Source organism: Phreatobacter cathodiphilus (assembly GCF_003008515.1).
Classification (GTDB): Bacteria; Pseudomonadota; Alphaproteobacteria; order Rhizobiales; family Phreatobacteraceae; genus Phreatobacter; species Phreatobacter cathodiphilus.
Genome location: NZ_CP027668.1, coordinates 4,026,243 through 4,049,053, shown reverse-complemented (window position 1 = coordinate 4,049,053; position 22,811 = coordinate 4,026,243). Strand labels below are relative to the sequence as shown.

The 22,811-nt window shown below is 69.8% G+C and carries 26 protein-coding genes; 7 read left to right on the top strand and 19 right to left on the bottom strand.

The annotated features are described in order from the left end of the window. Position 1: 1 nt before the first annotated feature. The 9 genes from C6569_RS19435 to C6569_RS19395 all read right to left on the bottom strand — a co-directional run bounded on the left by C6569_RS19435 (position 2) and on the right by C6569_RS19395 (position 7,375). Entirely contained in the window at positions 2-1,477 is a 1,476-nt protein-coding gene (locus tag C6569_RS19435; RefSeq protein WP_106750420.1) for a TadA family conjugal transfer-associated ATPase, read from the bottom strand. Positions 1,478-1,504: 27 nt separating this feature from the next. Next, positions 1,505-2,770: a CpaE/TadZ family protein gene (locus tag C6569_RS19430; RefSeq protein WP_106750419.1), complete on the bottom strand. Its 1,266-nt coding sequence runs from the start codon at positions 2,768-2,770 to the stop codon at positions 1,505-1,507. A gap of 4 nt (positions 2,771-2,774) precedes the next feature. After that, the gene (locus C6569_RS19425) at positions 2,775-3,215 is read right to left on the bottom strand and encodes a CpaD family pilus assembly lipoprotein (protein WP_106750418.1); all 441 of its coding nucleotides are present in this window, start codon (positions 3,213-3,215) and stop codon (positions 2,775-2,777) included. Between the two features lie 28 nt (positions 3,216-3,243). Beyond that, positions 3,244-4,737, bottom strand: coding sequence for a type II and III secretion system protein family protein (locus tag C6569_RS19420; protein ID WP_181313819.1), 1,494 nt, complete (start codon positions 4,735-4,737; stop codon positions 3,244-3,246). Between the two features lie 2 nt (positions 4,738-4,739). After that, on the bottom strand, positions 4,740-5,588 hold the full coding sequence (gene cpaB, locus C6569_RS19415) for a Flp pilus assembly protein CpaB (RefSeq protein ID WP_245898162.1): 849 nt from the start codon (positions 5,586-5,588) through the stop codon (positions 4,740-4,742). Between the two features lie 138 nt (positions 5,589-5,726). Next, positions 5,727-6,233: an A24 family peptidase gene (locus tag C6569_RS19410; protein WP_106750416.1), complete on the bottom strand. Its 507-nt coding sequence runs from the start codon at positions 6,231-6,233 to the stop codon at positions 5,727-5,729. 46 nt (positions 6,234-6,279) lie between these two features. Further along, positions 6,280-6,456: a hypothetical protein gene (locus C6569_RS22035; protein WP_181313818.1), complete on the bottom strand. Its 177-nt coding sequence runs from the start codon at positions 6,454-6,456 to the stop codon at positions 6,280-6,282. 69 nt (positions 6,457-6,525) lie between these two features. Next, on the bottom strand, positions 6,526-6,690 hold the full coding sequence (locus C6569_RS19400; RefSeq protein WP_106750414.1) for a Flp family type IVb pilin: 165 nt from the start codon (positions 6,688-6,690) through the stop codon (positions 6,526-6,528). 520 nt (positions 6,691-7,210) lie between these two features. Continuing rightward, positions 7,211-7,375, bottom strand: a complete 165-nt coding sequence (locus C6569_RS19395; protein WP_106750413.1) for a Flp family type IVb pilin — start codon at positions 7,373-7,375, stop codon at positions 7,211-7,213. A gap of 541 nt (positions 7,376-7,916) precedes the next feature. Here C6569_RS19395 and C6569_RS19390 point away from each other — a divergent pair. The 3 genes from C6569_RS19390 (at position 7,917) to C6569_RS19380 (ending at position 9,808) form a co-directional block, all read left to right on the top strand. Next, positions 7,917-8,471 carry a pilus assembly protein N-terminal domain-containing protein gene (locus C6569_RS19390; RefSeq protein ID WP_245898161.1) on the top strand — a complete coding sequence of 185 codons (555 nt, stop codon included), beginning with the start codon at positions 7,917-7,919 and terminating at the stop codon, positions 8,469-8,471. Positions 8,472-8,650: 179 nt separating this feature from the next. After that, positions 8,651-9,190: a TadE/TadG family type IV pilus assembly protein gene (locus C6569_RS19385; RefSeq protein WP_245898160.1), complete on the top strand. Its 540-nt coding sequence runs from the start codon at positions 8,651-8,653 to the stop codon at positions 9,188-9,190. 9 nt (positions 9,191-9,199) lie between these two features. Then, complete coding sequence (locus C6569_RS19380) at positions 9,200-9,808, top strand: TadE/TadG family type IV pilus assembly protein (RefSeq protein WP_106750412.1); 609 nt, start codon at positions 9,200-9,202, stop codon at positions 9,806-9,808. 1 nt (position 9,809) lies between these two features. Here the strand turns inward: C6569_RS19380 and C6569_RS19375 are convergent, their stop codons facing one another. Together C6569_RS19375 and glpD are read right to left on the bottom strand one after the other, a co-directional pair. Continuing rightward, positions 9,810-11,048, bottom strand: coding sequence for a TIGR03862 family flavoprotein (locus tag C6569_RS19375; protein WP_106750411.1), 1,239 nt, complete (start codon positions 11,046-11,048; stop codon positions 9,810-9,812). After that, positions 11,045-12,544, bottom strand: coding sequence for a glycerol-3-phosphate dehydrogenase (glpD, locus tag C6569_RS19370; RefSeq protein ID WP_106750410.1), 1,500 nt, complete (start codon positions 12,542-12,544; stop codon positions 11,045-11,047). The genes C6569_RS19375 and glpD overlap by 4 nt, the downstream gene beginning before the upstream one ends. 129 nt (positions 12,545-12,673) lie before the next feature. On the opposite strand from glpD, the gene glpK reads away from it, so the two are divergent. Further along, a complete protein-coding gene (gene glpK / locus C6569_RS19365) occupies positions 12,674-14,185 on the top strand; it encodes a glycerol kinase GlpK (RefSeq protein WP_106750409.1) in 1,512 nt (503 codons plus the stop codon). 249 nt (positions 14,186-14,434) lie between these two features. Here glpK and C6569_RS19360 read toward each other — a convergent pair whose 3' ends face one another. Next, complete coding sequence (locus tag C6569_RS19360; protein WP_106750408.1) at positions 14,435-15,862, bottom strand: helix-turn-helix domain-containing protein; 1,428 nt, start codon at positions 15,860-15,862, stop codon at positions 14,435-14,437. 190 nt (positions 15,863-16,052) lie between these two features. On the opposite strand from C6569_RS19360, the gene C6569_RS22100 reads away from it, so the two are divergent. The 3 genes from C6569_RS22100 (at position 16,053) to C6569_RS19345 (ending at position 17,861) form a co-directional block, all read left to right on the top strand. Further along, a complete protein-coding gene (locus tag C6569_RS22100; RefSeq protein WP_106750407.1) occupies positions 16,053-16,712 on the top strand; it encodes a response regulator transcription factor in 660 nt (219 codons plus the stop codon). An 85-nt stretch (positions 16,713-16,797) separates the two neighbouring features. After that, positions 16,798-17,079: a YARHG domain-containing protein gene (locus tag C6569_RS19350; protein ID WP_106750406.1), complete on the top strand. Its 282-nt coding sequence runs from the start codon at positions 16,798-16,800 to the stop codon at positions 17,077-17,079. 5 nt (positions 17,080-17,084) lie between these two features. Beyond that, the gene (locus C6569_RS19345; protein ID WP_106750405.1) at positions 17,085-17,861 is read left to right on the top strand and encodes a M15 family metallopeptidase; all 777 of its coding nucleotides are present in this window, start codon (positions 17,085-17,087) and stop codon (positions 17,859-17,861) included. Here the strand turns inward: C6569_RS19345 and C6569_RS19340 are convergent. The 7 genes from C6569_RS19340 to hisB all read right to left on the bottom strand — a co-directional run bounded on the left by C6569_RS19340 (position 17,858) and on the right by hisB (position 22,732). Continuing rightward, positions 17,858-18,481 (bottom strand): LysE family translocator, encoded by a 624-nt coding sequence (locus C6569_RS19340; protein ID WP_106750404.1) that lies wholly within the window; start codon positions 18,479-18,481, stop codon positions 17,858-17,860. The genes C6569_RS19345 and C6569_RS19340 overlap by 4 nt on opposite strands. Positions 18,482-18,639: 158 nt before the next feature. Continuing rightward, entirely contained in the window at positions 18,640-19,428 is a 789-nt protein-coding gene (gene hisF, locus C6569_RS19335; RefSeq protein ID WP_106750403.1) for an imidazole glycerol phosphate synthase subunit HisF, read from the bottom strand. Beyond that, the gene (locus tag C6569_RS19330; protein ID WP_106750402.1) at positions 19,425-20,033 is read right to left on the bottom strand and encodes a Uma2 family endonuclease; all 609 of its coding nucleotides are present in this window, start codon (positions 20,031-20,033) and stop codon (positions 19,425-19,427) included. The genes hisF and C6569_RS19330 overlap by 4 nt, the downstream gene beginning before the upstream one ends. A 32-nt stretch (positions 20,034-20,065) precedes the next feature. After that, positions 20,066-20,803, bottom strand: coding sequence for a 1-(5-phosphoribosyl)-5-[(5-phosphoribosylamino)methylideneamino]imidazole-4-carboxamide isomerase (hisA, locus tag C6569_RS19325; protein WP_106750401.1), 738 nt, complete (start codon positions 20,801-20,803; stop codon positions 20,066-20,068). A 193-nt stretch (positions 20,804-20,996) separates the two neighbouring features. Next, positions 20,997-21,647, bottom strand: coding sequence for an imidazole glycerol phosphate synthase subunit HisH (gene hisH, locus C6569_RS19320; protein WP_106750400.1), 651 nt, complete (start codon positions 21,645-21,647; stop codon positions 20,997-20,999). Continuing rightward, positions 21,644-22,144 carry a DUF2628 domain-containing protein gene (locus C6569_RS19315; protein WP_106750399.1) on the bottom strand — a complete coding sequence of 167 codons (501 nt, stop codon included), beginning with the start codon at positions 22,142-22,144 and terminating at the stop codon, positions 21,644-21,646. Before C6569_RS19315 ends, hisH begins: the two co-directional genes overlap by 4 nt. After that, a complete protein-coding gene (hisB, locus tag C6569_RS19310; protein WP_106750398.1) occupies positions 22,145-22,732 on the bottom strand; it encodes an imidazoleglycerol-phosphate dehydratase HisB in 588 nt (195 codons plus the stop codon). Between the last annotated feature and the right edge of the window lie 79 nt (positions 22,733-22,811).

Here is a 22,811-nt window from a genome sequence, read left to right as displayed (position 1 = left end):
CTCACCTCATCGGCTCGCCGACCTCCGCCGCATCCAGGGCGGCGGCCAGGCGCTTGTCCTCGCCGTAATAGCGGGCGCGGTCCCAGAATTTCGGCCGGCCGATGCCGGTCGAGCGGTGGCGACCCACGATCTTGCCGTGCTCGTCCTCGCCGAGCATCTCGTAGACGAAGAGGTCCTGGGTGATCGGCGTATCGCCCTCCAGGCCCAGCACTTCGGTGACGTGGGTGATGCGGCGCGAGCCGTCGCGCAGGCGGGCCGCCTGGACGATGACGTCGACCGAGCCGACGATGATCTCGCGCACGGTCTTGGCGGGCAGCGAATAGCCGCCCATGGCGATCATCGATTCCATGCGCGACAGGCACTCGCGCGGCGAGTTGGCGTGGATCGTTCCCATCGAGCCGTCGTGGCCGGTGTTCATCGCCTGCAGGAGGTCGAAGACCTCGGGACCGCGGACCTCGCCTACGATGATCCGCTCGGGACGCATACGCAGGCAGTTCTTGACCAGGTCGGTCATGGTGACGCGCCCCTCGCCCTCGAGGTTGGGCGGGCGCGTTTCGAGGCGCACGACGTGGGGCTGCTGCAACTGCAGCTCGGCCGCGTCCTCGCAGGTGATGATGCGCTCGTCCGAATCGATGTAGCGGGTGAGGCAGTTCAGGAGCGTCGTCTTGCCGGAGCCGGTGCCGCCGGAGACCACGACGTTGCAGCGCACGCGGCCGATGATCTTGAGGATCTCGGCGCCCTCCGGCGAGATCGAGCCGTATTTGACGAGCTGCTCGAGGGTCAGCTTGTCCTTCTTGAACTTACGGATGGTGAGGGCGGCGCCGTCGATGGCCAGCGGCGGGGCGATGACGTTGACGCGCGAGCCGTCGGGCAGGCGGGCGTCGCAGATCGGCGAGGATTCGTCGACGCGGCGGCCGACCTGGCTGACGATGCGCTGGCAGATGTTCATCAGCTGCGCGCCGTCGCGGAAGCGCACGCCGGTCTTCGAGATCTTGCCGGAGACCTCGATGTAGACCGTGTTCGGGCCGTTCACCATGATGTCGGCGATGTCGTCGCGGGCGAGCAGCGGCTCCAGAGGCCCGTAGCCGAGAACGTCGTTGCAGATGTCCTCGAGCAGGTCCTCCTGCTCGGCGATCGACATCACGATGTTCTTGATCGTGATGATCTCGTTGACGATGTCGCGGATTTCCTCGCGCGCCGACTGGGCGTCGAGCTTGGCGAGCTGGGAGAGGTCGATGGCCTCGATGAGGGCGCCGAAGACCTGGCTCTTGGTCTCGTAGAAGGAGGACGAGCGCTGGCGGTCCTCGACGGGCGGCAGCGAGGCGGCCGGGGCGATCGGCGGCGACGGCATGGTGGGGGTGCGGGCCGGCTCGGGCGCGCGGGCCGCCGCCGGCGGCGGGCTGCGTTCGAGCGTGCCGCCCCCCGAAGGGGGTTGCCGCCCGATGCCAGATCCGGAATTGCCGCGCTTGCCGAACATGCTGCCTCAGATGATTGCGATCGGCCCTCAGGCCTTCTTGCGGAGCTGGGTGAGCTTCTCGAGAAGGGGGGAGAGAGGGCCGAGGAGCCCAGGCCGCGCCCGCCGCGTGTCGTGACGGCCGGTCAGCGCCAGGGCGAGATCGGTGAACTGCTGGGCGACCCGGTGACCGGGCTCCATCTCGGCGATCATCTGGCCGTTGTTGGCGGCCGTGCCGAAGAGCTGCGGTTCGAAGGGTATGACGGCGATCGGTTCGGCCTCGAGGGCCTTGGCGAAGTCCGTCGGCTTGATCTCCGGGCGCTTGGCGAGCCCGGTCTGGTTGAGGACGTAGCGCGGCGGCGTGTCGTTGGGCCGGGAGGCGCGCAGGAGGTCCATCAGGTTCTTGGCGTTGCGCAGGTTGGCGAGGTCCGGCGCTGCGACGACGAGGATGTCGTCGGCGGTGATGAGGCAACGCCGCGTCCAGCCGGTCCATGCGTGGGGAAGGTCCATCACGATGGAGGGGACCGTCGCCTTGAGGATGTCGAAGAGCGGGTCGAAGGCCTCGGGGCCGAGGTCGCTGACCCGCTCCAGCGTCGCCGGGGCGGCGAGCAGGGACAGCTTGTCCGAGCAGCGCGACAGCAGGCGGTCGATGAAGGCGGTGTCGACACGGTCGGGCGAGAAGACCGCGTCGGCGATGCCCTGCGGCGGGTCCTGGTTGAAGTCGAGGCCGCCGGTGCCGAAGGCGAGGTCCATGTCGGCGATGCAGGTGTCGACGCCGATGTCGCGCGAAATGGCCCAGGCGAGGTTGTGCGCGATGGTGGAGGCGCCGACGCCGCCCTTGGCGCCGATGACGGCGAGGGTGCGGCCGACGGGCTTGGCGCCGTCGCTGGCATAGAGGCCGGAGACCGCGCGGATGATGTCGAGCACGTCCGGCGCGCCGATCAGATATTCGCTGACGCCGCGGGCCATCAGCTCGCGGTAGAGGACGATGTCGTTCACCTGGCCGATGACAATGACCTTGGTGGTGGCGTCGCAGACCTCAGCGAGCTCGTCGAGGTGGCCGAGGATCTCGCCCTTGCGGCCGACGGTCTCGAGAATGACGACGTTGGGTGTCGGGGCCGAGCGATAGGCCTCGACGGCGCCGGGAGCGCCGCCCATCTGGACGCGCACATGGGCCTTGTCCATGCGGCGGTCCTCCGCCGCGTCGGCGATGACGGAGGCCAGTTCCGGCGTCTCGCAGAAGGCCTGCAGCGAGATGCGGGGAACCGGGGCGATCTGCTCGCCGCCGTCGGCGACCTGGATGACGTCCTCTGCCACGGGCTCAGCCTCCGCCCCGCACGGCGCTCTTGATGTCGGTGAGCGGCTGGATGGGGGTGTGAACGGTGTGGGGACCGGGCGACTCGCCGCGGCGGTAGCGGCCGAGAACGGTCTGGCGGCGCGCCGCGTCCGACGGGCCCTCGGCCCGCGGATGCAGGAGGTCGTTGGGATTGGCCACGATGGCCGCCAGATTGTGCTGGGTGGCGCAGCCGTGGTTCCAGTGGGGGCGGTTGAGGGCGCCGGTATTGCCGGGGGCCACGCCGAGGTCCTCGGGCCACTGGCCGCACTGGGAGGCGACGTAGGCACCCTGCGGCCCCACCACGATCGGGTGGCGCAGGCGATAGTCGTGCGGATAGGGGTCGTGCATCGTGGCGACCGACTTGCAGCCGCCGAGTGCGAGAGCGAGGCCCGCCAGGGCCAGCTTCGCAGTGGTGCCGAACGACATGATGCTACCCCTCTGAATGTGCGCGCGGTCAGTCACGGATGAACCCCACCGGGCCGTTGAAGCGCCCGCCGGCGGCCGGCGGCTGGCCGGAGCCGTAGATGCGGTTCAGGCGGCCGATCAGGATGCCGGCCGGGTCGGAGGCGTCCTGGAGATTGTCGTCGGGCCGGGCGAGCTGGTTGGCCGAGGTCGGCCGCACGATGTAGGGCGTCACCATGACCACGAGCTCGGTCTGGCCGCGCTGGTAGTCGCGCGATCGGAAGAGCGCGCCGAGGACCGGGACGTTCAGCAGGCCGGGCGTGCCCGAGATGTTCTGGCGCGTCTGCTCCTGCAGCAGGCCGGCCATGACCATGGTGCCGCCCGAGGGCAGTTCGATGGTCGTGTCGGCCCGGCGGGTGCGCAGACCGCGGACCGTCACGTTGGAAAGCTGCACGGTCAGCTGGTTGTCGATCTCGCTGACCTCGACGCCGACGCGCAGGCTGATGCGGCCTTCCGAAAGCACGACCGGCGTGAAGGCGAGGCCGATACCGAAGGGCTTGAACTCGATGGTGGTGTTGCCGGAAAGATCGCGGCCGGTGGGCACCGGGAACTCGCCGCCGGCGAGGAACTTCGCCTGCTCGCCGGAAATGGCGGTGAGGGTGGGCTCGGCGAGGGTCCGCACGAGGCCGTGCTCCTCGAAGGCCTGGATGGTGCTGGTGAAGACGTTGTTGCCGACCCGCGTGCCGATGACCGCGGCGTTGGACGGGGACGTGCCGTTGGCGTTGTAGCTGCTGGCGGTGAGGAGGCCGTAGACGAAGCCCCCGGCATTGCCGAGATTGCCGGTCGTGCCGGTGAGTGTCGAGGTCGGGTCGAAGGCCGAGAGGTTGACGCCGAGCTGCTTGATGGCGCTCCGCTGGACCTCCGACACGGTCACCTTCAGGTGGACCTGATCGCGGCCGCGGATGGCGATGGCGTTGACCACCTTCTTCTCGTCGCCGACGAGCTTCGTGGCAATGTCGATGGCCTGCTGGGCCTCCAGCGGCGTCAGGACTTGTCCGGAGACCACGACCGCATCGGCGACCGAGCGCACGTCGATGCCGGCGTGAGGCAGGGCGGCGCGCAGGGTCTGGCGCAGGCCGACCAGGTCGCGGCCCACCTCGATGTCGTAGGAGGCGATCTGCCGGCCCTCGGCGTCCAGGAAGAAGACGTTGGTCTGGCCCACGGCGACGCCGATGAGGAAGGCGCGCCGGGCCGAGCGGACCACGGCATTGGCGATGGCCGGATTGGCGACGATGACGTCGCGGGCGTCGCGCGGCAGTTCGACGGGCAGCGACTTGCCGACGCCGAGCGTGATGGTGTTGCTCCCCGTCGCCACGCGCTGCTGGCGCGGCACCTGGCTGTGCTGGGCCATGGCGGGCGCGGCCGCCAGGGCGACGGCCGCCAGCGAGGCCAGGACGAGGCCGAAGCGGCGGCCGGCCGTGATGGAGCAGCGCATCCGGGCGAACATGGTGGCCTCTTTCGGAACGGGAATGATCTGGCGCCGCATGGTCATTCCGCCGCCTGACCGCCGACGACGGACCGCACGCCGTGGCGGACGATGGAGATGCGGCCCTCGCCGGCGCCGAACAGGGCGTCGCCCGTGCCGGCGCCCTCGCCCGCGAGGTTGGAGACGGCGGAGTCGGCGAGGCTGCGCAGCGACAGGGAGAGCGTCCCCAGCTCGCGGGCGAGAGCGAGGGTCTCGGCCTGCGCCGGGGTGAGCTCGAGGGTGGCGGTGCGGCCGACGATGGTCTTCTCGCCGCCGCGCTCCTCGACCGTCTGGTCGACGGCGAGGACGCGCACGTTGCGCAGGACCGTGGCGGTGGAATGGGTCATGCCCTCGGCCGCGGCGGCGGGACCGGTGTTGCGGCGGGCGAGGATGACGTCGACCCGGTCGTTGGGCAGGATGAAGGCGCCGGCGCCGCGCGAGGGATCGTCGATCGGCGCGGCGATGGCGCGCATACCGGGGGTGAGGATGGCGGACATGAAGCCGCGGTTGCCCTTCACCAGCCGGTTCGGGCGGATGGGCTCGCCGGGGACGAAGGTGGTGCGGACGATGGAGCCGACCACCTCGTCCATGGCGGCGGCACCGGTGTCGCCGTTGCGCCGGACGACGAAACTGCCGGTGCCGGCCTCTTCGGGCCAGCGGCGCCAGGTGACGTCGTTGGGCAGGATGATCTTGCCGAGCGGCAGGTCGACATTGGCCACCAGGACCTCGACCGTCGGAATCTGCTGTGCGGGGGCGGCCACCTGCTGGGGCGGCGGGTCGGCGGGACGGCGGTTTCCCATCATCATGGCGGCGAGGCCACCCGCACCGAGCGCCACGGCAATGACCACGATCTGTGCAGGCTTCAAACGCATCCCACGAACCCTCGACGCGACAAGGCGCAACCCGCCTTGGCTCGATGCGGATTCCATCAGGGAAAGGTCAACTTATGGTTAATCGCCGGTGAGCAAATTGACTTAACGGATCGTGAGCGCGCGGCGGCACGCCGGCGCTCAATGCAGGGCGCCCGTCATCCAGAAACTCTGGGGGTAGAGCACGAGGCCCGCGGCCGCGAGGGCGATGCCATAGGGGATGCCGGTCTTCGCGTCGGTCATCCGCGCATACCAACCCTCCCGGAGCAGGAAGGGAGGGTGGAACGGCACACCGCGCAGGGCGAGGAGAGCGAGGGTGAGGAGGCCGCCGAAGAGGGAGGCATAGACCGCGTAGTCGAGGAGCTGGGTCCAGCCGAGCCAGAGGGCGGTGGAGGCCGCGAGCTTGGCGTCGCCGCCCCCCATCCAGCCGAGGGCGAAGCAGACGAAGCCGACGGCGAGGACGAGGAAACCGGCGGCCAGATGCAGGCCGATCACCTGCCAGCTCATGCCGGTGAGAAGGGCGAGGACAAGGAAGCCGGCGACGAGGACCAGCGACACGCGGTTCGAGATGGTCATGGTGAAGAGGTCGCTGGCGGCGGCAAAGGCCATCATCGCCGGGAAGATCAGAAGGATCGCGAACTCGAACATAGGGCCCTCGCAGACGTCGGCATCCGAAGCTTGCCGGGCGCCGGTTTCAGGACAGTGAATGAACCAGCACGGACAGGCCGGTCACCAGGGCCGCGGCCAGAACCAGGACGACGAGACGCAGGTCGCGGTCGCGCGCGCTGCGCATCGCCGCAATCGCGCCCGCATCGAGCGCCGCCGACGCGGCGGCGGGCCGAGGGCGGGATATGGCCGGGATCACGTTCATCGCCTGGACCCTGAAGAGGTCAATGGCCCGCCGGTGGCGGGCCATCGAATTTTGGGGCGAGGCCCGCGATCACTTCATCGCGGTGTTGATGTTGGTGAAGGTGGTGTTGACCTTGCTGCCGAGGTTGTAGACGGCGGTGATCACGACGGCGGCGATGCCGGCGGCGATCAGGCCGTACTCGATGGCGGTGGCGCCCGAATTGTCCTGGGCGAAACGAGCGAAGAGGTTCTTCATGGCTGACTCCTAGTGTCCACGTTGCGCTGTGACGCGCTGTCCGTCGGTTTTTTGTGACCCGTTCGAACTGCGGCCACCGTAGCAGCCACGCCTTGCGCCTTCGTTAAATCGACCTCATGAATTCAGCCCCTCAAGAGCGATCGACATCGTGGTTAATGCGTAATTTATTGCGCACAATATGGTTTCATCGCGTTAATTTTTGTGTTTATATTTCGCCATACAAGAGATATACATGCATTTCTCAAATGCCCGAGATCTTTACGTTGGGTCTTTCTCCCGGCGAGACAAGTAGATCTGCTGTTCAAAGCCGTTGAGCCCGCCCTCAGACCCCGACAATAGCCGCGTGCCCCAGGGCCTCGTCTCCGCTGCGGCGGTGCGCTGGCCGGGGTGTAGACAATTCGCGCCGGAAATGCCGGCCCGAGGCCTGCAGAAACGCAAAACGGCCAGGCACCGCAGCGCCTGGCCGTTCTCGCATTGGCTCCGGAGGTCCCGCCAGCCGGCTGGGACGCCCGGATGGTGATCACTTCAGCTCGCCGTTGATCTTGACGAAGGTGTCGTTGACCTTGCTGCCGAGGCTGTAGACGGCGGTGATGACGACGGCGGCGATGCCGGCGGCGATCAGGCCGTACTCGATGGCGGTGGCGCCCGAAGTGTCCTGGGCGAAACGGGCGAAGAGGTTCTTCATGGCTGACTCCTTGATGTCCACGATGCGCCTTTCGCAAGGCGCCGTCCGCGGGCCGTGTTGACGAGGACCCGTTCGAACTCGCTCGACACTAGCAAGCAGCTCTTTCCCTATCGTTAAAGTGATATCTTGGAATTCCGGGTTTTTTCCGCGTATCTATCGTAGTTAAGATGGGATTTATCGGTCATATAAAATGTCATACAGCATGTAATCTCTGGTTTCTTTCCGTTAAAGACTGTTTCTCTACTAATATTGTTGGTGACACTTGTGAATTGATACTCATTTTTTGCATCTCAATCCTTGATTTTGGTAGTCGCTTCAGCCATTTGAACTGCGCGACACAGCGCTGGCCTGGCCGACAGAGATCACGTCACGACGGTATAATTGCAGCGCGCCACCTCTCCGGCTGCTCCGTACCGGTGCGGGTGGGTGTCCCGCCGCTCCGCGAGGTCTCGCGCTGCCGGGCCGACGCATTGGCAATTCATTCACCATTTTCTGGTTGTCTGGCCGCCGTAGACAGCCCGTCTTGCCGACGAGAGTTTCGATGACATCGACGATCAGGCCCGCCCTCACGACCGGAAGCCGCCTGCGGGCCGGGACGCTGGCCGTCGGCGTCCTGGCCGTGCTCCTGCCCCTCCAGACCGCCCGCGCCACCGAGACGCCGCTCGCCGGTGCGCCCAGCCCGGATCTGGCCGGTGCCATCGCCCAGGGCATGACCGTGACCATCGACCAGGCGCGCGTCATGCGCCTTCCCGCCCATGTCGCCACGCTGGTGATCGGCAACCCGCTCATCGCCGACGCCTCGGTGCAGCGCGGCGGCCTGATGGTGCTGACGGGCAAGAGCGTCGGCTCGACCAATCTCATCGCGCTCGACGCGCGCGGCGAACCGCTGCTGACCATGCAGATCCGCGTGCGCCCGCAGAACGACTCGGTGATGCAGGTGTACCGTGGGGTCAACAGGGAGACCTATTCCTGCGCGCCCGTCTGCGAGCCCACCATCGCCCTCGGCGATTCCAAGGCCTTCTTCGAGACCGCCCTCTCCAATGCACGCACGCGCGACGGGGCGGCCTCGGGTGGAGCGGCTGCCGGAGCGCGCTGACCGCGCATCCGCGAGGTCTTCGCGGCAAAACGCGGCGGTCGGGGCAAGGGTTCGTCAACGGGTTTACGTTAGAACATGCTTCCGGGGACGTCCCTAGGGCGTCCGGGACTGACGGAGGCTGGGGGATGACTGCTGGGTCGGAAAGCTCTCCTCGCGCCGGCTCGCGCAGGTGGGGCCGCATGCGGCTCATGGCGGCGGTGCTGGCGAGGCCGCGCATCGTGCGGCGTTTCCGCCGCGAGGACGACGGCGTCGCCGCGGTCGAGTTCGCCCTGGTGGCGGGTCCCTTCCTGTTCCTGCTCTTCGCCATCATCGAGATGGCCATGGTCTTCTTCGCCGGCCAGGTGCTGGAGACCGCGACCTCCAGCGCCTCGCGCCTCATCATGACCGGCCAGGCGCAGAGCCAGAACTTCGACCAGACCGCCTTCAAGAACGAGATCTGCAAGAAGACCAACGCGCTGATGAACTGCGCCGGGATCGCCGTCGACGTCAGGACCTATACGAGCTTCGGCGGCGCCAGCACCTCCAAGCCGGTCTCCTCGGGCACCGTCAACTATTCCGGCATGACTTACAGCCAGGGCGCCGGGGGCGACATCGTCGTGGTCCGGGCCGTCTACGAATGGCCGGTGCTGATGCCGACCTTCGGTCTGACCATCGGCGACCTCGCCAACGGCAAGCGCCTGCTGATGGCGACGGCCGCCTTCCGCAACGAGCCCTTCTGAGGAGCCGAGATGAGCTTCGCCTCGCCCCTCTCCCGGCTCAGGTCCGCGGCCGCCGGGGCCACCGCCGCCCTCGCGGCCCTGCGCCGCGATTCGCGCGGGGTATCGGCGGTCGAGTTCGCCCTTGTCCTGCCGCTCATGGTGACCCTGTTCCTGGCGACGGTGGAGACGACGCAGGGCCTGCAGGCGGACCGCAAGGTCTCGCTCGCCGCCCGCGCGCTGTCGGACCTGTCCTCCCAGGCGACGGCCATTTCCAATACCGACATGAGCAACATTCTGGACGCGACGGCGGACGTCATCGCGCCCTTCGCGATCGGCAATGCCAAGATCGTCGTCACCGGCATCCAGACCGACATCAACGGCGTCTCGCGCGCCGTGTGGAGCGATGCGCGCAACGCCACGCGCTACACCTGCGGCCAGACCATGACCGTGCCGAGCGAGCTCAAGCCCACCCTCGGCACCACCGGCTTCCTGGTGCTGGCGGAGGTGAGCTACACCTACACGCCGACGGTGGCCTATCTCATCTCCGGCTCGATCCTCCTGTCGGATCGGCTCTATACCCGCCCGCGCATCGGCGAATCGGTCAGCCGCACGCCGAGCCAGGGCTCGGGCTGCATCTGACCTACCAGTCCGGCGCCGTGTCCGCGTCCGGCGGCAGGCCGAGCCGCGCGGCGATGCCCGCCGCGGCCGCCGCCCCGGTGGCGAAGGTCGCCTGCAGCAGGTAGCCCCCCGTCGGGGCCTCCCAGTCGAGCATCTCGCCGGCGACGAAAATCCCCGGGAGAGCCGCGAGTTCGAACCCCTCGCCCAGCGCGTCGAAGCGGACGCCGCCGGCGGTCGAGATGGCACGGTCGAGCGGCCGCACGCCGGAGACGGCGAGAACCGCGTGCTTGACGCGGGCGGCGAGCGCGGGAAGGTCGCGCGGCAGGGTGCCGCCCTCCGTCTCGCGCAGCAGCGCCACGGCCTGGGGGCTGAGCGACAGGCGCTTCTTCAGCACGGCCGACAGCGAGTCCTTCGGCCGGGCGCCGGCGAGCCGCGCGGCGACAGCCTCGGGCGACAGGTCCGGCTTCAAGTCGAGGGCCAGCCGCGCGCCGGCTTCGGCGACAGCCTCGCGAAGGGCGGTGGACAGGGCGTAGATCGCGCCTCCCTCCAGCCCCCCGGCGGTGATCACCGCCTCGCCCCGCACCCGGCGCTCGCCGAGGGAGAACGCCACGGCCTTCAGCGGAGAGCCGGCGAAGCGGGCGGCGAAATCCGCCGACCAGGCGATGTCCACGCCCATGTTGGAGGGGCGGAGCGGCGCGACCGGCACGCCCAGCCCTTCGAGAAGAGAGGTCCAGCCGCCGTCGGACCCCATGCGCGGCCAGCTCGCCCCGCCGAGGGCGAGGAGGGCGGCGTCGAAGCTCACGTCGCTCCGCCCCTCCGGTCCCTCGAGGACCAGGCTCTGCGGGGCGATGCCGACGAGGCGGTGGCGCATGACCAGGCGCACGCCGAGGCCGGCGAGGCGGGCGAGCCAGGCGCGGACCAGGGGCGAGGCCTTGAAGGCGCGGGGAAAGACCCGGCCGGACGTGCCGACGAAGGTCGGCTCGCCGAGCCCCTCGGCCCAGGCGCGCAGAGCGGCCGGCGGAAAGGCGTCGAGCGCGGCCGAGACCCGCGGCGGCAGGGCGGGATAGCGGCCGATGAAAGCGTCCCGCGGCTCGGAATGGGTGAGGTTGAGCCCGCCGCGGCCGGCCAGCAGCAGCTTGCGGGCCGGCGAGGGCATGCGGTCGTAGACGGTCACGGCGGCGCCCGCGGCAGCCAGCCGCTCGGCGGCGAAGAGCCCCGCGGGGCCCGCGCCGACGATCGCCACCGCCGCCGGCCGGCTCATCCGCCGATATGGGCCGCCACGGCCGCCCGCTGCTCCGCATCGAGATGGAGACCGAGCTTGGAGCGCCGCCACAGTACGTCCTCGGCGGTCACCGCCCATTCCTCGCGCCGGAGGTAGGCGATCTCGGCCTCGGTGAGGCCGCCGCCGAAGTCGCGGCCGAGATCGGCCATGGAGGCCGCACCCGCGAGGATGCGGCCGGCGCGGGTGCCGTAGGCGGCGGCGAGGCGGGCGGCCACCGCGGGGTCGAGGAAGGGGTGGCTGCGCCACAGGCTCTCGCCGGCGGCGACGGGGGCGTCGAGATCGATGTCGCCGCCGGGAAGCGGTGCGGCGGCCGTCCAGTCGGCCTTGCCGCGGAGCGCCGGCAGGTCCGCCGCGAGTTCGGCGAGGGCGCCGATGGCAAGCCGGCGATAGGTGGTGATCTTGCCGCCGAAGACCGAGAGGAGCGGCGGCACGTTGCCGCCGCCGTCCTTGTTGAGGACGTAGTCGCGGGTCGCCTCCTGGGCGGCGGAGGCGCCGTCGTCATAGAGCGGCCGCACGCCGGAATAGGTCCAGACCACGTCGGCGGGCGTCACCGGGTCGCGGAAATACTCGCTCGCCGCGGCGCAGAGATAGGCGATCTCCGCCTCGCTCGCCTTCACCGCCGCGGGATCGCCCGCATAGTCCTGGTCGGTGGTGCCGATCAGCGTGAAGTCGCGCTCGTAGGGGATGGCGAAGATGATGCGGTTGTCGGCGTTCTGGAAGATGTAGGCGCGGTCGTGATCGAAGAGCCGGCGCACGACGATGTGCGAGCCCTGGACGAGGCGCACCCGCGCCGGCGGGGTGGTCTTGGCCGCGCCGGTGAGGAAGCTCTCGACCCAGGGACCGGCGGCGTTGACCAGCGCCCGGGCCGCGACGGTCTCGGTGCCGCCGTGGAGGCGGTCCTCGAGGGTAACGTGCCAGAGGCCGCCCTCGCGGCGCGCCGCTACCGCCCGGGTGCGGGTGCGGATGAGGGCGCCGCGGTCGGCGGCGTCGCGGGCGTTGAGCACGACGAGGCGCGAATCGTCGACACGGCAGTCGGAATATTCGAAGGCCTTGCCGTAGCCCGCCTTCAGCGGCTTGCCGGCGGGGTCCGCGGAGAGGTCGAGGGTGCGCGTCGGCCACAGGCGCTTGCGGCCGCCGAGATGGTCGTAGAGGAAGAGGCCGAGGCGCAGCAGCCAGGCCGGCCGCAGGCCCTCGTGGTGCGGCAGCACGAAGCGCAGCGGCCGGATGATGTGCGGCGCGATGGCCCAGAGCACCTCGCGCTCGATGAGCGCCTCGCGCACCAGGCGGAACTCGTAGTGCTCGAGATAGCGCAGGCCGCCATGGATCAGCTTGGTGGACCAGGAGGAGGTGGCGCTGGCGAGGTCGTCCTGCTCCACCAGCATCACCGAAGCACCGCGTCCGGCGGCGTCGCGGGCGATGCCCGCCCCGTTGATCCCTCCGCCGACCACCAGAAGGTCGACCGTCGTCTCGGTCATGCTATTCCCCACGCGCCGCGCGCCAGGCCCCTCGTCTGACGCCTTTTGGCTTCCGCCGCAAGGCCGGGAGGTGGCACAGTGGACGCAATCCGGCAGCGGCCGAGCCGCGCCTTGCATGAGGAAACGCGCATGCCCTCCGATCGGCACCAACCCGTGATCGTCGCCATCGACCAGGGGACGACCTCCTCCCGCGCCATCGTGTTCAGCGCGGAGCTGGAGGTGATGGCGGTGGCGCAGCGCGAGTTCACCCAGCATTTCCCGGCCTCCGGCTGGGTGGAGCACGATCCGGAGGAGATCTGGACGAGCGTCGTGGAGACGACGCGGCAGGCGCTGGCGAAGGCAGGCGTCACCGCCGCCGACGTCGCCGGCATCGGCATCACCAACCAGCGGGAAACCGTGGTCGTCTGGGACCGGGCCACCGGCGAGCCCGTCCACCGCGCCATCGTCTGGCAGGACCGGCGCACCTCGGCCGCCTGCGCCAGGTTGCGCGCCGAGGGCCACGAGGCGCTGGTGCAGGCCCGATCTGGCCTCATCATCGACCCCTATTTCTCCGGCACCAAGCTCGCCTGGATTCTCGACACGGTGCCGGGCGCTCGGGAACGGGCCGAGCGGGGGGACCTCGCCTTCGGCACCATCGACAGCTTCCTGCTGTGGCGGCTGACCGGCGGCAGGGTCCATGCGACCGACGCCACCAATGCGGCGCGGACCATGCTGTTCGACATCCACCGCGGCACATGGGACGAGGATCTTTGCCGGCTTCTGCGGGTGCCGGCGGCCCTGCTGCCCGCAGTGATGGATTGCGCCGCCCCCTTCGGCTCCACCGATCCGGCGCTGTTCGGCGGCGCCATCGCCATCGGCGGCATGGCCGGCGACCAGCAGGCGGCGACGGTGGGCCAGGCCTGTTTCGCGCCGGGCATGATGAAGTCGACCTACGGCACCGGCTGCTTCGCCCTGCTCAACACCGGCGGAGAGGCCGTCGCCTCCCGCAACAAGCTGCTCACCACCATCGCCTATCAGTTGAAGGGCCAGCGCACCTATGCCCTCGAAGGCTCCATTTTCGTCGCCGGCGCGGCGGTGCAGTGGCTGCGCGACGGCCTCGGCATCGTGAAGATGGCAGGCGAGACGGGCGCGCTCGCGGCGGCCTCCGACCCGAACCAGGAGGTCATCCTCGTGCCGGCCTTCGTCGGCCTCGGCGCGCCCTATTGGGACGCGGACTGCCGCGGCGCCATTTTCGGCCTGACGCGCGGGACGGGGCCGAAGGAGATGGCGCGGGCGGCGCTGGAGAGCGTCTGTTTCCAGACCGCCGATCTTCTTGGCGCCATGAAAGCGGACTGGCCGGGAGCGGGCTCCTCCGGCACGGTGCTCAGGGTCGACGGCGGCATGGTCGCCTCCGACTGGACGATGCAGCGGCTCGCCGATCTGCTCGACGCGCCGGTGGACCGGCCGAAGGTTTTGGAGACCACGGCGCTGGGGGCCGCCTATCTCGCCGGTCTCGCGCGAGGCGTCTGCCCGGAGCCGGCGGAGTTCGCGCGGAGCTGGGCGCTGGAGCGGCGCTTCACCCCGGCCATGGAGGCCGCGACCCGCGAGGACAAGCTGGCGCGCTGGAAGGATGCGGTGGCGCGCACGCTGACGCGTCGGTGAGGCCGGGGCCACCCTCCCCTGGAGGGGGAGGGTCGGCGGCCGTCAGGCCGACGGGGTGGGGTGACGCCCGTCAAGGCACTGATGACCGCGTTGCTCTCCCGGCGGGCTCGGTCACCCCTCCCCGATCTCGCTCCGCTCGATCGACCCTCCCCCTCCAGGGGAGGGTGGAAGCCGGCACGTTCGGGCCCTTTCGAAGCGGGCAGACACGTCACGCCCCGTGCGGACGTGAGCGCCGCGCGTCGCCCCTCCTCAACTCAGGTCGAAGGGCACGACCTTGCGCCGGTCGCTCGGCACGCGGATCTCGCGGTCGATCGGCGGCACGGCGCGCTGGTGGCAATTGGCGCGCTCGCAGATGCGGCAGGAGACGCCGATCTTCGCCACGTTCGCATCGGCCTTGAGGTCGATGCCCTCGGAATAGACGATCTCGCCGGCATAGGAGATCTCGCACCCCAGGCCGAAGGCATAGCGCCGCACCGGCGCGCGCCAGTGGGCCGCGCCCTTGGTGACGGCCCGGGCCAGGGAGAGATAGCGCGTGCCGTCCGGCATTTCCGCCACCTGGACGAAGGTGCGCCCGGCCTGTTCGAAGGCCTCGTGGACGTTCCACAGCGGGCAGGCGCCGCCGAAGCGCGCGAACTGGAAGCGGGTCGCCGAGTGGCGCTTGATCACGTTGCCGGCGCGGTCGACCTTGACGAAGTAGAAGGGGATGCCGCGCTGGCCGCCGCGCTGCAGCGTCGACAGCCGGTGGCAGACCTGTTCGAGGCTCGCCCCGAAGATGCGGCCGAGCCAGTCGAGGTCGTGGCGCGTCTCCTTGGCGGCGGCGAGGAAGCGCCGGTAGGGCAGCAGCAGCGCGCCGGCGAAATAATTGGCGAGGGCGACGCGGCCGATATCGGCCGCCGCGCGCGAGCGAAAGCCGGCGGCCGAGACGATGGCGGCCATGGTGTCGGACTGTTCCAGCCGGGCGATGCGGTTGGCGAGCAGGAAGGCGCGGGTGGAGGAATCGAGCGAGCCGTCGAGGGCGATGATGTTGGGCCCGGCCTCGTAGCGCTCCAGCACGTCGTCGCCGAGATTGGCATTGGCGTCGACGTTCAGGCCGTGCCGAGCGGCGAGATAGCCGGCGAGCACCTGGACCCGGTCGCTGGCGGCGGCGAGGCCCAGCCGCTCCGCCAGATCCTCGGCGGCGCGGTCGAGGTCGTCGACGTAGTTGTCGACGTAGTGGAAATAGTCGCGCACCTCCTCGTAAGGCAGCAGGGCGCCGGCGGTTTCCTCGCCCGACGGCGGCAGGATGGGTGCATCGCCCGCCGCCTGGAGGCGTTCGCCGAGGCGGCGCGCCGTCTGGTGCAGGCGCAGGAAGGCCCGGGCGAAGGCGGGGCTGTCGGAGGCGACCCGCTTCAGGTCCTGGAGGCTCGGCGCGGCGTCGGTGAGCAGCGGGTCGGCGGAGGCCTCGCGCAGGTCGGTGACCAGGCGGTCGATGTCGTCGGTGGCGAAGGTGGCGAGGTCGACGCCGAAGGTCTGGCCGAGCGCCACGAGCACGCTCGCCGTCACCGGCCGCTGGTTGTTCTCGATCTGGTTGAGATAGCTGACCGACAGGCCAAGCCGCTGGGAAAACGCTGTCTGGGTGAGGCGCGTCTCCTCGCGCAACCGGCGTAGAGCGGGACCGACGAAGACCTTGCGCGACATGGAACCACTCCGAGCGGCTTGTTCTTTCGTCTTAGCCTAAACCACATTGGCCGTTAGGTGTAGATGCAAAATTTTTGCAATTTTGCAGCATGATCTTTCGCATTTTGACAGCCGGCAGCGGGGTGCTAGCGTCCGCCTCAAGCAAGATCGGAACAACCGGCGCGCCACACGGCCCTTGGAGGAACCGAACATGACTGCCGAAAATCCCATTCGCGAGACTTTGCACTTCGCCGTGCGCCATGCCTTCCCGATCGTCGCGGAGACGATCGAGGCGCTGGTGCGGGCGAGCCATCCCGGCGCCCAGGCGAGCGACCCGTCCAAGGCCAGCCTGGTGATCGCCAGCCTCTCCGACCTCGACGGGCTCGACTGCGCCGAGGGCGCCCGCGTCGCCGTGCTGATCGACCACGCCGACCGCCGTCCCGTGCAGGAGGCGCGCGCCCGTGGCGCCGTCGCCGCCATTCCGCTGGATCTGCCGGCCGACCACCTGCGCGCCGCTCTCGGCAGCGTCATCGCCCAGCGGAGCTGGTGGCCGGTGGTGACCGCCATCGACCCGGAGGGCGACCTGTCGTCGTCGCGCAAGCTCGACGCCCTGTCGGGTCAGCAGTTCAAGGTCCTCGACCTGATGAGCCGCGGCCGCCTCAACAAGCAGATCGCCTACGACCTCGGCATTTCCGAGGGGACCGTGAAGTCGCACGTCTCCTCGATCCTGCGGAAGCTCGGCGTCGAGCGCCGCACCCAGGCCATCGCCACCTTCATCACCGCCCACGAGGCCAGCGCCCGCATGCCGGTGCGCAGCGTGCCGGACGGCGCCGCCGCCCACCTGTCGCGCGCCACCCACGCGGCGCGCTGACACCTCCGCAGCTTCCCTGATGGAATGCCGGACGCCGCTGCCCTAGGGTGGCGGCGTTCGCGTCTGCCGCCCTCGGGGGGACACCATGTCCGCAAGGCTCGTCACCGCCGCCCTCTTCCTCGCCGCATCGACCGCCGGCCTCGCCGCTCAGGACTACAGCGGCTGGTCGTGCCGCGACCTGTGGCTGGAGCGGAACCAGATCTACAAGGATGCCGGCTACTGCTTCTCCACGCCGCGCGCCATCCGCACCTTCGGCAATGCCGGCTGCGTCTATGACCGGCAGGGCGACGTGCCGCTGTCGAACACGCAGCGCCGCATCATCGAGGCGATCATCCGGGCCGAGCGGTTCAACGGCTGCACCGATTGACGGCCGTGGGGCCGACGCGGCGGATCCTGTTCGGGGCTCTGGCGGCACCGCTCCTGGCGCTCCGGCCCGCGGCCGCCGATGACGGCGAGCGCCTCGGCCGTCTCGCCGCGGCCTATCCCGACCACATCGCGCGGCGCGAGGGCGCCGATCTCGTCTGGCGCGACGGCACGCGGATGGCGACGGGTGCCGGCGCGCCGGAGCGCCCCTTCGAGGTCATGCTGCGCGACGCGACCCTCGCCGACCAGATGCGCCAGGCTTACCCGGCCGGCCCTCCGGCGGGGCCGCCGCCGCGCAACCACAGCCCGGGGCGGCTGCGCAACACCGCCTTCTTCGTGAAGATGTATGGCGACTGCCGGCACGGCGGCGCGCAGGGGCGCCACCGCACCGTCACCTGGATGCCGAAGACGCGGCCGCAGGCCCTGCCGGTGACGACGGTCAACGACGTGGCGACGCGGCTGGAGCGCGTCGTCGCCGATCTCGAGGGCCTGCCGGACCGGCTGAAGGCCTATCTCGTGCCCTCGGCGGGCACGTTCAACTGCCGCACGGTGGCCGATACCGGCCTCCTCAGCATGCACGCCCATGCCGCCGCCATCGACCTCGCCGTCGCCCATTCCGACTACTGGTCATGGGCGCGGGCGCGCGGCGACATCCCCTACCGCAACCGCATCCCCTATGCGATCGCCGAGGTGTTCGAGGCGCATCGCTTCATCTGGGGCGGCAAGTGGTATCACTACGACACCATGCATTTCGAATACCGGCCGGAGCTGATCGGCGGGTCTTAGCGCTCCCAGGCCATCTTGCCGCCATAGGCGATCATGACGAGGCCCGTGCCCATGGCGAGGGCGCGGGCGGCGAGGCCGGGCCGGCGGGCGAAGGGCAGAGTCCTCAGCGCCAGGCCCAGAGTGACATAGTAGAGCATCGACATGGCGACCATGATCCCGACCCCGGCAAGGCCGATCGCGAGCGGCTGCTCGGCGAGGCGGGTGACCGCGAAGAGCGACGAGACGAAGACGAGGCTCTTTGGATTGCCGAGCGCCGTGGCGAGCCCGGTGAGGAAGGCGCGCCGTGGCGTGAGCATGGCGGCAGGCGCCCGGGCGGTCTCGGGCAGCGGCGACCAGTTCCGGCGCAGCAACCCGAGGCCCATCCAGGCGAGGTAGAGGCCGCCCGCGACCTTCACCGCCACGGCCGCGGCGGGAAAGAGTTCGAAGAGCCAGAACAGGCCGAAGAGACCGGCGAGGCCCCAGGAAGCGGTTCCGATCAGGATCGCCGCCGCGGTCGCCATGACCGAGGGCGTGGGCGAAGACAGGCCGACCGCCATGAACAGGATCATGTTCGGGCCGGGAGTGATGACGGCGATGAGCCAGAGGCCGGCGAGGGCGAGGAGCGTGTCTGCGGGGGTCATGAGTCCAGCGGCCCAGGCATCGTGTGACTCACCCTATTCGCCATGGCCGGGCTTGTCCCGGCCATCCACGACTTGAACACACCGAGCAAAGGAGAAGTCGTGGATGCTCGGAACGCGCGCGGGCCTGGCGCAACCCAAAAAGGCCGCGTGCAGCCGGGTCAGCCCGCAATCCCGTCCATGCGCACCGGCAGGCCGGCCGCCTTCATGTGCCGCTTCACCTCGCCGATGGTGAAGGTGCCGAAGTGGAAGACGGAAGCCGCCAGCACGCCGGTGGCGCCGCCCTCGGCGACCCCGTCGACGAAATGGTCGAGGGCGCCGACGCCGCCCGAGGCGATCACCGGAACCGGCACGGCGTCGGCCACCGCGCGGGTCAGCTTCAGGTCGAAGCCGGATTTGGTGCCGTCGCGGTCCATGGAGGTGAGCAGGATCTCGCCCGCCCCCAGCGCCACCACCTCGCGGGCATAGGCGACCGCGTCGATGCCGGTCGGCTTGCGGCCGCCATGGGTGAAGATCTCCCAGCGGTCGGCCTCGCCCTCTGCCGAGACCTTCTTGGCGTCGATGGCGACGACGATGCACTGGTCGCCGAACTTGTCGGCGGCGCGACCGACGAAGGCGCGGTCGTTCACCGCGGCGGTGTTGATCGAGACCTTGTCGGCGCCGGAGACGAGCAGGGCGCGGATGTCCTCGACCGTGCGTACGCCGCCGCCCACCGTCAGCGGCATGAAGCAGGCCTCCGCCGTGCGCGTCACCACGTCGAACATGGTACGCCGGTCGTCGGAGGAGGCGGTGATGTCGAGGAAGGTGAGCTCGTCGGCGCCGGCCGCGTCATAGGCCTTGGCGGCCTCGACGGGATCGCCGGCATCGATCAGGTCGACGAACTGGACGCCCTTGACGACGCGGCCGTCCTTGACGTCGAGGCAGGGGATGATGCGGATCTTGAAGGTCATGCTGAAGGCGCATCCGGAATGCCGGCGAAGATGTCCGCCATGGGAAGGGAGAGGGCGAGGGCCGGGACCTCGACCGAGGCCTCGCGGCCCTCGATCATGACGGGGCTCGCCGGAAACCGGCCGTCCTGGCGGAGAAAGAGCCAGGCCCGCGGCTCGTCCTGGGCGCAGATGAGATAGGCCTCGAGGCTCGGGATCTGCAGGTACTCGTCGCGCTTCTCGATCATGTCGATGGCGATGGAGGAGGGCGAGAGGACCTCAGCGATGAAGATCGGCTCGCGCGCAGCGTAATCCTTGCCGGTGCCGACGCCAGCATCGACGAGAATGTCGGGACAGCGGATCCCGTGTTCGGTGCGGACACCGAAATCAGCCGTGGTCAGCAGGTGGGTCGTCCGGTCAAACTTTCCCAGCAGGACGGCAAGCAGATTGGTGCAAATCCGCGCATGGGCCTGGGACACCTGCACCATCATCATGGTCACCTCCCCGCGCGAGAGTTCGACATGAAAGCCCTCGAGCGCGGGCGTGCCGGCGGCCCAGGCGAGGAAGCCGTCGGGGTCGCGGGGCGCGCCTTCGGCGAGGCGCAGGGCGCGGGGTGGCAGCGCGTTCATGGCGCCATGATAACCGAAAGGCGCGGCTTGCGTCACGCCGCGCGGGCGCCGCGCACCAGCGCGATGGCCTCGGCCGGGTCGAGCCGGCCGTCGTAGAGCGCCTTGCCGGTGATGGCGCCCTCGAGCTTCGCCGCCCGCGGCGTCATCAACTGGCGCACGTCGTCGAGGGAGGCGAGGCCGCCGGAGGCGATGACGGGGATGGAGACCGCATCGGCGAGGGCGATGGTGCCGTCCCAGTCGATGCCGGTCAGCATGCCGTCGCGGGCGATGTTGGTGTAGACGATGGCGGCGACGCCGGCGTCCTCGAAGCGGCGGGCGAGGTCGTGGGCGGCGAGGCTCGAGGTCTCGGCCCAGCCCTCGACCGCCACCCAGCCGTCGCGGGCGTCGATGCCCACCGCCACCTGGCCCGGGAAGGCCTTCGCCGCACTCCTCACGAAATCCGGATCGCGCACAGCCGCGGTGCCGATGATGACGCGGGAGACGCCCTTGGCGAGCCAGCCCTCGACCGTCGTCATGTCGCGGATGCCGCCACCGAGCTGGACGGGGAAGGAGGTGGCGGCGCGGATCGCCTCCACCGCCGCGGCATTGACCGGCTTGCCGGCGAAGGCGCCGTCGAGGTCGACGACGTGGAGATAGTCGAAGCCCTGCGCCTCGAAGGCGCGCGCCTGGGCGGCGGGATCGTCGGCGTAGACGGTGGCCTGGTCCATGTCGCCCTGGCGCAGGCGCACGCAGCGCCCCTCCTTCAGGTCGATGGCGGGGAAGAGCCTCATGATGCGGTCTCGAATGCGGTGTGACGAACCCAGCGGGTCTTGGTCAGCCCGTCATCCCCGGCCGAGCGAAGCGAGGGGAAGGGGATCCAGTGGTTGACGGGCGCATGTGCGAGGACGGGAACCACGCCAAGGCTGGACCCCCTTCCCTCGCCCTCCGGGCTCGCCGGGGGTGACGGACAGCGGAAGTCCGCCGTCACGGCCGCCATTCCAGGAAATTGCCGATCAGCGACAGGCCGAGGGTCTGGCTCTTCTCGGGGTGGAACTGCGTACCGACCATGGTGTCGCGGGCGATCATGGCGGTGACCGGCATGCCGTAATCGGCCTCGGCGAGGATCACGTCCTCGGCCGTTGCGGTCAGATGGTAGGAGTGGACGAAATAGGCGTGCAGCCCGTCGGGGCCGGTCGGAATGCCCGCGAGCACCGGGTGATCGCGCGTGACGTTCAGCGTGTTCCAGCCCATGTGCGGGATCTTGAGGCTCGCATCGTCCGGGCGGATCAGGTCGATGTCGCCGGGGACCCAGCCGAGGCCGGCGGAGGTCTCCTTCTCCAACCCGCGGCCGGCCATGAGCTGCATGCCGACGCAGATGCCGAGGAAGGGGCGGCCGCGGCCGCGCACGGCCTCCGTCATGGCTTCCACCATGCCGGGCACGCCGACCAGGCCGCGCTTGCAGTCGGCGAAGGCGCCGACACCGGGGAGGACGATGCGGTCCGCCTTGCGCACGAGATCGGGATCGGCGGTGACGACGACGGGGGCGTTGAGACCGCGCTCGCGCGCCATGCGCTCGAAGGCCTTCTGCGCCGAGTGCAGATTGCCCGAGCCGTAATCGACGATGGCGACGCTCACCGGATGCCCCTCGGGCCCGGCTCCGCCTCGGGGAAGAGGCCGATCACCGGCTGGGACGGAAGGGACGACGCCGGCAGGGCGGCGGCGAAGCGCGGCTCGGTCCGGACGGCCGGGGCGGCCGCTCCGCGTTCGGCGAAATAGCGCCGCTCCGCCTCGTCCTGCGATCCCGCGACGACGACGGCGACCTCGCGCCAGCCGCGGCGGCCGAGCGTCCAGCGCTTCAGGTTCGTCGCCTCGAGCCCGATCAGCAGGCTGAGGGCGGTGGTGATCATGGTGCGCAGCAGCGGCGACAGCCCGACGAGGGTGAGAGCGAGGACGGTGAGGCCCATGAGCGCGAGATAGGCGAACGTCACCAGCCACAGCCGGTGCAGCGGGAACCAGGCCCAGGGGAAGAGGAAGGCAAGGGGCGAGAAGGAATCCGGCACGAACTGGATCGCCTCGTCCTCGCCGCGCCCCGCGGGGGGCAGGTGCACCGTGTAGCTGGTCTGGCGTGCCATCTAGAGCACCCCCTTGGTGGAGGGGATCTCGTCGGCCCGGCGGGGGTCGATCGTGAAGGCTGCCCGCAGCGCCCGGGCGAGGCCCTTGAAGCAGCTCTCGGCGACATGGTGGGCATTGTCGCCGTAGAGCGTCTCGACATGCAGAGTGATGCCGGCATTCATGGCGAAGGCCTGGAAGAACTCGCGCACCAGCTCGGTGTCGAAGGTGCCGATCTTGTGGCGCTGGAATTCGGTGCGGAAGACGAGGAAGGGCCGGCCCGACACGTCCACGGCGACGCGGGTCAGCGTCTCGTCCATGGGCAGGTGGACGTCGGCATAGCGGGTGATGCCCTTCATGTCGCCGAGGGCCTGCCGCACCGCCTGCCCCAGCGCGATGCCGACGTCCTCCACCGTGTGGTGGTCGTCGATGTGGAGGTCGCCCTTCGCCTTCACCGTCAGGTCGATCATGCCGTGACGCGCGATCTGGTCGAGCATGTGGTCGAAGAAGCCGACACCGGTCGAGACCTCGGCGCGGCCGGAGCCGTCGAGGTCGACGGAGACGGTGATGTCCGTTTCCTTGGTGGTGCGGGTGATCTGGCCCTTGCGCATGGCTCTCTCCGGCGGATGGCCGGACTTCTATCGTCCCGCACCCCTTTTGGAAAGGCGAGGCTCGTGGTTTGGTTGCTTT